This window comes from Cohnella sp. (assembly GCF_041640265.1).
Lineage (GTDB): Bacteria > Bacillota > Bacilli > Paenibacillales > Paenibacillaceae > Cohnella.
The window spans coordinates 1-12,024 of sequence record NZ_JBEQAP010000087.1 but is presented as its reverse complement, the minus strand read 5'-3'; the positions used below and the strand labels follow the sequence as shown (position 1 = coordinate 12,024).

Annotated in this window: 7 protein-coding genes and 1 pseudogene; all 8 read right to left on the bottom strand. The window is 47.1% G+C overall.

What is annotated here, in order from left to right; genetic code table 11:
• Nucleotides 1-2,429: pseudogene (locus ACESLK_RS29190) on the bottom strand (hypothetical protein); the annotation flags it as partial.
• Nucleotides 2,430-2,608: 179 nt separating this feature from the next.
• The gene (locus tag ACESLK_RS29185) at nucleotides 2,609-3,556 is read right to left on the bottom strand and encodes a glycoside hydrolase family 43 protein (protein ID WP_373233355.1); all 948 of its coding nucleotides are present in this window, start codon (nucleotides 3,554-3,556) and stop codon (nucleotides 2,609-2,611) included.
• Nucleotides 3,557-3,570: 14 nt separating this feature from the next.
• Entirely contained in the window at nucleotides 3,571-5,334 is a 1,764-nt protein-coding gene (locus ACESLK_RS29180) for a glycoside hydrolase family 2 protein (RefSeq protein ID WP_373233354.1), read from the bottom strand.
• A 26-nt stretch (nucleotides 5,335-5,360) separates the two neighbouring features.
• Nucleotides 5,361-7,148, bottom strand: coding sequence for a glycoside hydrolase family 2 protein (locus tag ACESLK_RS29175; RefSeq protein ID WP_373233353.1), 1,788 nt, complete (start codon nucleotides 7,146-7,148; stop codon nucleotides 5,361-5,363).
• A gap of 35 nt (nucleotides 7,149-7,183) precedes the next feature.
• A complete protein-coding gene (locus ACESLK_RS29170) occupies nucleotides 7,184-9,520 on the bottom strand; it encodes a family 43 glycosylhydrolase (RefSeq protein ID WP_373233352.1) in 2,337 nt (778 codons plus the stop codon).
• Between the two features lie 145 nt (nucleotides 9,521-9,665).
• Nucleotides 9,666-10,502: a carbohydrate ABC transporter permease gene (locus ACESLK_RS29165; protein WP_373233350.1), complete on the bottom strand. Its 837-nt coding sequence runs from the start codon at nucleotides 10,500-10,502 to the stop codon at nucleotides 9,666-9,668.
• A gap of 39 nt (nucleotides 10,503-10,541) precedes the next feature.
• Nucleotides 10,542-11,435: a carbohydrate ABC transporter permease gene (locus ACESLK_RS29160; RefSeq protein WP_373233349.1), complete on the bottom strand. Its 894-nt coding sequence runs from the start codon at nucleotides 11,433-11,435 to the stop codon at nucleotides 10,542-10,544.
• A 58-nt stretch (nucleotides 11,436-11,493) separates the two neighbouring features.
• A partial coding sequence (locus ACESLK_RS29155; RefSeq protein ID WP_373233348.1) for an extracellular solute-binding protein occupies nucleotides 11,494-12,024 on the bottom strand: 531 nt, incomplete at its 5' end.

Genomic DNA, 12,024 nt, shown 5'->3' with positions numbered 1-12,024 from the left:
TCTGCAAGCTTCTCCGACGTTATCGCACCCTCAGATAGTGCAGCTGTCGTAACGGATCCTTCGTTTAGGTGAATTTGCTTTATAGCCTTTGGCTTTAGATGCTTTGAGGAGATAGCGGATTCCGCCAATGCACGCCCGGATACTGCGCCGTTCTGCAGAGCTTTCTCATAAACCGAATTTTCGTATAGCTTATCGGAAGTGACGCTTGCGTCCGCGAGCTTCGAGGTCGTTACGGCCAAGTCCGCCAATTTATCCGTTGATACACATTCCGGGGAAAGCTTAAGTGAAGTAATCAAGTGATCGGTCAGATGATGGGAAAATACGGCGCGTATGCCTAGCTGGCGTTCTCCGACCGCACCAGGAGCAATGATCTTATCGGTTACGGCTTCCGCTTGCAAAGCAGTAGTCCCTACCGAAGCATTGCTTAGGTGCACAGGTTCTACAGCCCCCGCACGAATATGGCGATTTTCAATGGAGTCCGGTGCCAAAGCTCCCCCCATGACCACTTCCCCGCCAAAATGATACGGCCTTAACGAGCCTGTAGCCAATTGCTCTGATTGTACGCTTTCCACCGAAAGATGCTCCGTTTTTACCGAACCTGCCGCGAGCTGCTTGCTCCCAACGGAATGTTCGCCAAGCTTGGCACCGATGACTGAACCATTTGCGAGCTGAGCTGTTCCAATCGCTCCATCCACCACGTGCGGGGAATGAACGGCACTCTTCGCCAGCTGTCCAGCGCCGATTAAACCTTCTCTAAGATGCTCCCGGCCAATGGCTTGGGCGACGATATGCTCACTTCCCACTATTTTCTCTTGCAGAAGTCGAGGTTCAATAACTCCATCAGCAAGTTTATCTGCGATAATGCTTCCTTTGGCTAAATGTCTGGAATGTACGGCTTCATCCGCAAGCTTGCCGGAGACAATGCTTTGATCAGCGATTTTGGTAGAGGTGACCGCTTGGTCAACGAGCTTAAGCGTCGTTACGGACTGATCCGTCAGCTTGGAGGCCGTTACGGTGTCATCTGCCAGATGGCGGGTTACTACTGCTGCCTCTCCGAGATGCTCTGCTCTTACCGCCCCGGGCTGAATATGCTCGGCTTGAACCGAACCAAAGACCAGCTTGCTTCCCGATACGGACCTTTCGGCCAGTTCTCGAATACCGACTGCCCCGTCGACGAGATGATTCGCGGCCACGGCGTGCGGGCCCAAATGCTTTCCCTGCAGCACTCCAACAGCAACGTGGTGGGCAAGAACGAGTCCTTCCGTCAGGTGATAGGTTTCAATGGAGCCTCGTGCCAGCTTTTCCTTGGATACTGATCCGTCACGCAGCTTGGATGTTGTCACCGCCCCATCAGCCAGCTTGGAGGTATCAATGCTTTCATTCGCAAGATTCTCGCTTCGAATCGAACCGCTGCGGATTTTGTCCGAGGTAATGCTCTGATCTTGGAGTTGCTCAGAAGTAATAACTGATAGGCTTAAATGTTTAGCCTGAATAGAGCCTTCAGCAATTTTGTCAGAGCTTATCGTTCTGTCCGCTAGCTTCTCCGAGGAAACACTGCCGTCACGCAGCTTATCACCGGTGATGGATCGATCACGAATTTTTTGTCCGGAAATTGAATTTTTAGCGAGATGATCCCCCACAATGGATTCCGAGGCTAGCTTGGATGAAGTAATAGAACCATCGGCTAACTTAATAGCTGTTACAGCGAAATCAGCCAATGAATTCGTATAAACTGAATCGGGCAAAAGATGCGATGCTTTGATCGTAAAGGGAGCTAACTTCTCTCCGGTAATGGCTTCGTCCGCCACATCATCCGTATATACAATCGGTGATGGGCGAAGCGGCATGCGTTTCTCTTCCAGCCTCGTGTGGCGAGCCTTCCTAGCCTCTAGCTCTTCCACAACGATTCCCTGCTCCGAGTCCGCCGCTGGAGAGTCCGCCGCTGGAGAGTTCTCCCTAAGTAGCGCTGTTAATTTATCCGCAGACTGTTGGCTGTCATTCTGTAACGATTCAACAACTGCAATTATATTCGACTGATCCTCTGCTGCAGGCAAGTCCTCTGCTATGGACACAGATGTCGCGATAGCCACAATATCCTCGGTTTCTTGCCTTGTCGAGACGAACTCTGAAGATTCCGGGTCTACAGCCGGCTTAGAAGCGGTATCTGCTTGAACAATTACAGACACCGTTCTTGGTGAAGTAATTTTACTTCCCTTAGCGTTAACAAATCCTCGCTTGCTCTCTGCTTCACTTTCCACCGACTGCTGCGCCTCGGCGGCCGATCCATGAACGGATATCGGTTTGGCCTTTGATTTTTGTATGTCATCCAGCCAAGTCAGCTCGAGCGTATTCGGATTGTCGACGTAATAAAGCGGCCGGCGCGATTTGGGTACGTTCTTGGGTACGTTCTTCGCCTTGTTCTTTTTCATGTCCTTCTCCTTCCTGTACATAGAAATCTCCAGTATCATATGCATTCACCTATAGGCACGTCACGAGGATGGGCTCGTGTCTCTATGCGAATTAGGAAGTCGAGGATTAAATTAGGAAAAAACCGCCATCGGAGATTGGTACTGCTCCAATGACGGTCCTTCTATGTAGAGAATGCGGCTTATCCGTGTCGGCCTCCCGAAGGGAGACGAATATCCTCAGCCGCCGGCATGCCAAAAAGAGGAGCTCCGTCAGGATTCCAGACAAACTTCTGCAAATACATGCTGCGTTTGCTCACATCCGCGCCTGGGTAAGGAAGAGCATGATAAACAATCCAATCTTCCAGTCCGTCTGGAGAAACGGTAAAGCAATTATGACCAGTTGCATAGATGTGATTTTCTTCACTCTTATGAAAGACGGGAGTGGGTGATTTGCTCCAAGAAAGTGGAACCATCGGATCCGCAGAAAGCTGCATCGTAAGCATTCCAAGACAGTAATCTTCCGACCAGGTCGTACTTGCGGAATAGACTAGATATATTCTGCCATTTCTCTGTAAAATAACAGGTCCCTCATTAATTGCCATTCCTCCTTGTTGCTCCCACTCCAGTGTCGGAGCGGTTAACATGGCCTCTTCTCCGATCAAAGTACAAGGATCCTTCATCCGGACGATAAATATAGCTGAGCCATATTGCGGGAATTGACCATAACCTGCATAGAAGAAATACAGCTCGCCTCTTAACTCCATCACAGTACCATCCAGACCGGCTCTCTCTGTTTTCATTGGCCCATGCCATTCCCATTGACCTTCCATCGGATTATCTGATTTATTGCTTATTACGCAAATACGACGGGTTTCGTCCACTCCGCCATCGTTGGCTGTGAAATAAACATACCAACAGTCTTGGATCCGATGGAGCTCAGGAGCCCATAGATTAAATCCATAGTCTCCTCCTGTCGGCATCCAGATGACTTTCTTCTCTCCGTCGGAGATTTCTGTCATTGACTGTGAGCGCCATAGCTCTATCCGGTCGCGAAGCGTCATCATAAAATAATAGAAGCCATCCGTGTGCTTTAACATCCAAGGATCCGGTGCACCGTTTACTATGGGGTTATTGAATGTTCCAGACATGACAACCCCCCTCCTTATGCTAGATTAATCTCTTTGATTCGATCGAGCGGCACTTTAGGTTGTCGATCCTCGGTCAACAATCCATTCACCTCTTGCTGGACATCGGTAACCTGCGTATAACAATAACCGCAAATATAATCGGTGTCCTTGATTGCTTGAGTAATACTCCGGAACCGTTCGAGAAACGCTTCCTCCGTGTCGACCTGGTTGCCGTACCCCCAACCTGACTCCGTCTTAAAAGCAATCCCGCCGAACTCGCTAATCATGATCGGCTGGCCGCGATACTCGTAGCCTTGGGCCATTGCATACTTCGAATTCATGTGGGAAATTTCATTGCTCGTGATCGCATCCTTATTGGCATAACGCTTCAGGAACTTGGAACCTGATTCTTCATAATCGTGCAGGGTCAGAATATCCGAAATCGTATGTTCCCAGCCATCGTTCACGATGACAGGCCGATTAGGATCGATCGATTTTGTTAGATAATAAATGGCTTCCGTGAACTGTTGCTGTTTACGATCGACGAATACATTGCCGATTCCCCAAGATTCATTGAATGGAACCCATGTAATGATGCACGGATGGTTATATTGCTGCTGCACGATGTCCAGCCATTCCCGGGTAAATCGATCTACGGCTTGATCGTTGAATTCATACGCTGCAGCCATTTCCGACCACACCAGTACCCCTTTTACGTCACACCAGTACAGGAAACGAGGATCTTCGATTTTCTGATGCTTCCTGAGCCCGTTGTACCCCATAGCCAATATTTTATCGATGTCCTCGATAATCGCCTCTTCGGATGGCGGTGTCAGATGGCTGTCCGTCCAGTAGCCTTGGTCTAATATCAACCGCTGATAGAGCGGCGTGTTGTTCAGGAGCACCTTTCCCTTCTGAATAGAAATTTTGCGAAGCCCGAAATAAGAATGAACCTCGTCCACTATCGAATCCGCGTCGCTTAGAATGAATTCCACCTCGTACAGCTTCGGCTTTCCCGGACTCCAGGTTTCAACTTTCCATTCCCGCGTTTCGCTTATCAATTCAACGCTTGCTGACAGATAGGAGCGGTCCACGGTGATACTCGTTTCTTTAACCGGAGTGCCATCCATTGTTATCTTCGTGGTCAATCGAAGCGAACCTCGATCTGCTCCCTCACTCAGACGGTAATCGAAGCGAACAGAATTCGTATCTAGATCCGGGGTAATTTTGACCGAATTCAAATGCTGCTGGTTAACATACTCGAGCCAGACCGTCTGCCAGATCCCGGTGGTCTGCACATACCAGCAACCAAAATTTTCTTTCCTCCAACGCTGCTTACCTCTTGGTTGAGTACAGTCTTCGCTGTCTTCCACTTTGACGACAATTAGATTATCCACGCTGTCATTAGTCAGGGTATATGGAGTGATATCGAAGGAAAAAGCCGAATAACCGCCCTCATGCCGATCAACAAAATGACCATTGACCCACACTTTAGCCACATAATCGACGGCTTGAAAATTTAAGATGATCTGCTTGTCCTGTTGCTCGGCCGGAATAGAAAATTTACGCTGATACCATACATAAGGATGGAACGCCGACTCCCCAATTCCGCTCGCTTTGGTTTCATAAACGAACGGTACTTGGATCTTCAACTTCCCCTCTATAGACTTAAACCATTGCTCGTGCTCGCCTATATTCCCGTCATCGAAGCAAAAATCCCACTCTCCGTTCAAATTAAGCCAATCTTCACGAACGAATTGCGGTCTTGGATACTCTTTTCTATAGCTTTTCAAACTCATAGATTTCACCTATCCTATTCTGCATCCTATTTACTAATCATTTGTACTTCTAGAATTGGCATCGTCCCAGCATTTAATTGGCGGTATGTCTCAATTGGAAGCTTCGGCACGCGCTCGAAGGAAAGCAAACCGTTCTTCTCCTGTTCCACGTCAGTCAACTGCGTGTAACAATAGCCCTGCAGTCCACCCGCTGCAATAATTGGCCGCATGACTGCAACCAAACGGTTCAAAAAATCTTGATCGTCTTTGGCGGACGAATAACCCCAGCCTTCACTGCTATCCTGAATATACGAAATTCCTCCGAACTCAGATAGCTGTACCGGCTCTCCATTGTACGAGAACCCTGGCAAAATAATTCTTCTCCCTTGCGGATCGCAATTAACCGACTGCTCCGGAGTCGCATACCTGCGCTCTAGAATCTCTTCCCGGCTTTCATAGTCGTGAATCGTGTAGATGTCGGATTTCACGTGCTCCCAGCCATCATTCGAAATGACTGGTCTCGTATCGTCCAGCGATTTGGTCAAATAATAAAGCGTAGAAGCATGGTGCTGCTGCCTTTTGTCTATTAATATATTTGGCGTTCCCCAGCTTTCATTAAGCGGAACCCATACGACGACACAGGGGTGATTATAATCGCGATGAACCGCCTCTTGCCATTCATTCAGAATACGGGTCATATACTGTTCCGAGAATTGGTAGGCATTAGCCATCTCGCCCCATACTAGCAGCCCAAGCTTATCGCACCAATATAAGTAACGCGGATCTTCGATTTTCTGATGCTTTCTTGCCCCATTGAACCCCATCTGCTTGGTCAGTTCGACGTCCTTACACAGCATATCGTCGCTTGGAGCTGTAAGTACGCCGCCTGGAAAATATCCTTGATCAAGAATAAGCTTCATATAATAAGGCCGATTATTTAAGCATATAACGCCATCTTCTATCGAAATTTTCCTCATGCCGAAATAGCTTTTCACCTGATCAAGTACCATTTCGCCGTCAAGCAGCATAAATTCCACGTCATATAAATTCGGCTTCTCCGGCGACCACCAACGTCCGAGTCCATGATCGTTAAAATCATGAAGCTTAATAGATACTTCCTCTTCCTGCGCTATAACTCGGATAGCATTCTCGGCTATCAATTCATCCTTAAATGATATTTTAATGCTAAGGATTAAGTCTTTGTATATTTCCGCTCCTTCTACGAAGCTGCGGATATGAATTTTGTTTGAATCAATATCCGGAGTTAGTCTCACACTGCTCAGATGAGCGGAATTCACCGCCTCGATCCAAACCGTCTGCCAAATACCCGTAGTCCGTGTATAGAAAACCTGTTCTGAATATTCCTTCCAATACTGCTTTCCTCTAGGCAATGTGACGTCTTTGCTATAATCTTGAGCACGTACGACTATACTATTTGCGCTTGTTCCAATCAAAGACGCTGTAATATCCGCTTGAAACGGTGTATGTCCGCCCTCATGACACGCTACTAAATGTCCGTTCACCCATACCTTCGCCTCGTAATCGACTGCACCAAAATGTAAGATCACTCGTTTACCTGCAAATTCAGAGGGAAGATCGACAACTTTCCGATACCATACAATATCATGAAACGATTTATCATTAATTCCACTCAATTCGCTTTGATAACAAAACGGAACTTGAATGTTACGGTCAAACGATTTTCCCTCAAACCAATTATTATCGCAGCCTGCATTCGCATCGTCGTAAGCAAATTCCCATGCCCCATTAAGATTTAGCCAGAATACCCTTTCAAATTGCGGTCTTGGATAATCATTTCGTATTGGATAAGCCATGTTTCCACTCCAGTCCTATTGCTTATGCTCTTATCTTATTTTTTTAGAGGTTTAATGGTCATATTATAGAAGGCCATTGTAGATCGTTCGGAACGAATTCCTGCCTTTCCGTGCAAGAAAGGATTTGCATCCGTGTAGTCAATTAGCGGTTTTTGTCCGCCCTCTAGGAACACTTGAATGTTACCTCCTCTTACAATCACCTTCAGAGGGTACTTCCGTCCCGTTTCCAGCTCTACGGTTTCGCTCGTCATAAGGAACGAATCATAGTTCATGCGATTCAAGGTCAGCTGTGAAGACGAAATGCCGATATAATAGCCCATCGCTGCATCCCTTACTTGATCCGGATGGTAGGATTCATTCGTCTCGCGGACAAATACGCCTCCGACATCCGTATCTGCATTCAACTGAACGTCAACCCACAATTCATAGTCGTCCCAATTGTCGCTGCCTGCAAATAACATGTCATCATCAGAACCGCTTCCTGTATAACCGCCCTCTATTTGTTCGAACAATCCGAAGCCAGTTAGATTGGATGACTCTTCGAAAAGCTGTTGCTTCTCTAGCAACTCGGTAGTGAATATCTCGAATGTTTGAAGCTCAACCGATCCCGATTTCAACTCCACCTTCAGCTCATGAAAGCCTGCGGCAATAGCAATTGATCCGATTCGAAGCTTTGCTGTGTCCTCCGTAAAGGCTGGGTCGTCTGCTCTGATTGTCGTCTTCACAGCTTTTCCGCCGTCAATCGACCATTCCAGCACAACATCCTTGTTCGGCTTCCGCAGCGTCAAGCCGATTCCGTATTCAGCAGTCCCCTTCGCATTGATCTTGTACTTAAACCAATCTCCGCGCTGCTGCAATCTGATAGAATAGCTACCGTCATCCAGCTTATGAATCGGCACACCATCTGTTCTCCGGTAGTCGCTTGTCTCTGCTTTCTTCTGCTCTAGATGGAAGCCGCGCTCGGATTCCTTCAAATAGTGAACAGCTTCAATGGCTCCCGGAATAGGCTTGTAGGCTTCAAAATCACTGCTGCCGTCTGCATCGTTCGTGAATGCGATGTATTCGTAGATCGGTTTCGTCTGCACGGCGATATAACCGATTTTGCCCCTGGACGGTTCATTCGTATGTTCCTCCAGCTTCTTCATTCCGTCGAAGAAGACAAGCACGCTGGCATCACGCCTCTCAACGCGAATCGTATGCAGCTTCGTATAATCAAATTCTTTCGGAAGCGTTGCATGAGCGACCTGCTCCTCCGAGCCATTTTTCACATTGAAATATTGAATTTCATGTTTGGATGGCAGGAGTTTGACTGCTGAGTAATTAGATTTATCTACATATGAAAATACGGCTGAGATACTGCCGTTATCCGTTGCGGGGGCAGCATTATTCAAACGAAAATTATATTCTGCAATAAAAGCCTCTTCAGTGGACTTTTTGCTAATTACAGTTTCTTCAATAGACGATTTTGTCGTGTCCCATAGCTCGTTCGAACTGTCCTCTGAAAGCCATCCATACAATGCAGGCATCGCAGGCGCAGGCTGTTTATGATCATGAGTCGGACCAAACACAACCAGCTTGTCGCCATTATAAGCAAGCCGATCGATATTCAGCTCACGTACCGGCGGACCTTCCGAGGAATGTCCAACCAAGTTATGATAAGTCAAATAGTAGGAATCCATATCTGGACCGAGCACAGTCGTGCTATGGCCAAGTCCTTTAAATTCATCCTTCACGCTAATGACAATCGGATTATTAGAAGGAACCGCAAAATCACCGAAAGGTCCGTCTTTTGAAACTGCATAATTGATACGATAGCCGTTACTAAATACGTGATTGCCTGTATACGTCATGTAGTACAAGCCGTTACGCTTCCAAATCATGGATCCTTCTGTCCAATGTCCAAGAAATGCGTTAGTCGTTACGCCAATATCAATCGTAAACGGATCGGGCATCTCATGGGCAACTATGCCTCTCGTTCCTGCATTCGTGAAATACCATTTGCCGTCATCGTCAATAAAGACTGAACCGTCAATGGTATTTCCTAAATTTTCTGTTTTGACGACAAACGGACCGGTTGGGCTATCACTCTGCAGCACATAATGTCCTTGACCTGCAGGCGATGTATATAAGTAGAAGCTTCCGTTCCAGTAAAATACCTCGGGAGCATATGCTCCTGTCGTTATGGGGTCCTCCGTTACAAGCCCTTCATAGCTCCAATCAACTAAATTGTCGGAGCTCCAAGCTTTAATGCCTGGACGCCAATCCTTAGTGCTGCAATACAAATAAAATTTACCGTTGTATCGCATGATGAAAGGATCGCCTATGCCGTAATCCTCCCACTCCTGATCGAGCTTAAACGAGTTTGTGTACACCTTCGCATCCTCCTTCAACAAGACGATTTCTGCTCTATTTAACTCTGATTGGCATCTGCTTAGCATGAGCACAATCGATGCTGTGAGAAGGAGGACGACTATCATCAGCGTCCTCTTGGTTCCTAATCTACTAGTCCTCATCCTATTAACCCTTCAATCCGCTGATCGCCATCGATTCGATGAAATAGCGTTGACAGAAGAAGAATACGATGATTACAGGAACCATGGAAATCAAAGATGCTGCCAATATAACCGGATAGTTAGAGGAGCCCATGTATTGCGATTGCATAGAAGCAATGAGTACTTGAATCGTTTGCTTCTGCGGCGAGCTTAAATAAATAAGCGGCCCCATAAAGTCATTCCAAATGCCCATGAAGCTTAGAGCTGCTTGAGCAGCAATCGCTGGCTTTGCAACAGGCAATGCAATAGTCCGGAAAGTCCGGAAGAAGCTGCTGCCGTCCAGCTTGGCCGCTTCAACCAATTCATTCGGAAGACCGCCCGCCAAAAACTGCCTTAAGAAGAAAATAACGACGATATTCCCGAATAGACCCGGCACTATGAGCGGCAGCAGCGTATCGGTCCAATTGATCTTCGAGAAGCCGATGAACTGTGGAATCATAACAACCGAAAAAGGAATCATCATCGTGCCGAGCAGGGATAGAAAAATGGTGTCTTTATACGGAAATTCAATTTTCGCAAACGCATATGCAGCCATGGTTGAAACAAACAAGCCAATCACTAGAACGAATACGACAATTATCATGCTGTTCATAAATCCGCTAAGCAAAGGAGAATCGTCCCAGGCGGTTACATAGTTTTTGAATGTAGCGGGGTCTGGTATCCATTTTGGCGGAATTTCGAACACGTTTCGTTGATCTTTTAATGAAGTAGATACCGTCCAAACGAACGGCGCCAGCATGACAATCGAGCCGATACAAAGGATGAAAGACACCCATAGGTTTGCTAATCGTTTCTGTTGCATTTGAAATCAAACCCCCTCGCAAACTGTGACGGTAAAGCATTAATCGTTATAAACCCATCTTTTTGACAGGCGGAACTGAATAAGGGTCACGATAAAGATAATAACGCCTAGTACCCACGCAATCGCACTGGCATAGCCCATATTGAAATACTTGAACGCATTTTCGAAAATATAAAACACTACAGTTGCTGCGCTGTATTCCGGTCCGCCGTCGCCTGCGAGTACGTAAATTTGGCTAAATGACTGAAATGCACCGATAACGCCCATAACAACTACGAAAAAATGAATATTCGTCAGCAGCGGGATCGTAATTAGCCATAGCTTTTGAAACGCGCTCGCGCCATCCACTTCGGCTGCCTCGTAATACGTAGATGAAATGGATTGAAGTCCAGCTAAGTAAAGAACCATCGTACCTCCAACGCCGCCCCATACACCCATCAAAATCATCGAAGGTTTAATCCAATCCGCGTTGCCGAGCCAGTTAGGTCCTTGAATGCCAAACCAATTCCATAGCGTTTGGTTTAGCAGACCGTAATCTTGATTCAAAATCCATTGCCACAGCAAGGAAACCGCGATAATAGGCGAGATGACAGGCAAATAATAGATCGTCCGAAGGAACGAAATGCCTCTGAGAGGACGGTTCATCATAATGGCAAGCAACAGCGCCACAATCATCCCGATAGGTATTCCAAGCATCATATACACAGTGTTATATAAAGACTTGTACACTTTCTCATCCTGAAATACTTCTACATAGTTTGTAACACCTACGAACTCAGGAGGCGTTACTAAATCCCAAGACGTGAAGCTTAACCAAACCGAGTAGAGAAGCGGTGCGACTCCAAAAATGAGAAAGCCGAGCACAGGGGCCGCCACAAACAGGTAGGCCCATGCGTATTCTTTGCGGATATAAGCCGGTTTACTTTTTTTCATGCGTACACATCCTCGCGCTTGCTATTCGATATTAAGGTTTGAATATTGGATGTTCAGCTTACTTATTACCTTTGTCATAGAGCTCTTGCAGCTTCGGCTGCATTTCCTTCGCCCAATCCGCGGCAGTCATCTTGCCGTCCCATACTTTGCCGACCTCTTGCCACATCGTATCGATCCATTTCGTGTCCTTCGAACCGAAATCGATAACCGGGTGACCATAATCTTCAATAATATCAAGGAACACCTGACGATTAGCAGGCGCTTTGTCATATTCCACAAACTCGCCTTTTGCCATGTCGACCAAGTTAGGAACCGCTTGGCCTAGCTCGTAGTTTTGCTTCTGTCCTTCGGCATCAAGGGCGAGGAACGCCGCTAAGTTAAACGCTTCCTGCGCATGCTTGGATTTGCTCGATACCGAGTAACCCATCGATCCGACCCATGTGCCCGCTTTGCCTGTTGCCGGGTTCGTCGGCCATGCCGCGATATCCCATTCGAAAGGCAAGTCCCAGAAGCCCGGTTGATCCCAAGGACCCATCGGGAACATCCCTACTTTGCCTGCTACGAAACGAGAGTAAGCATTCATCGCTTT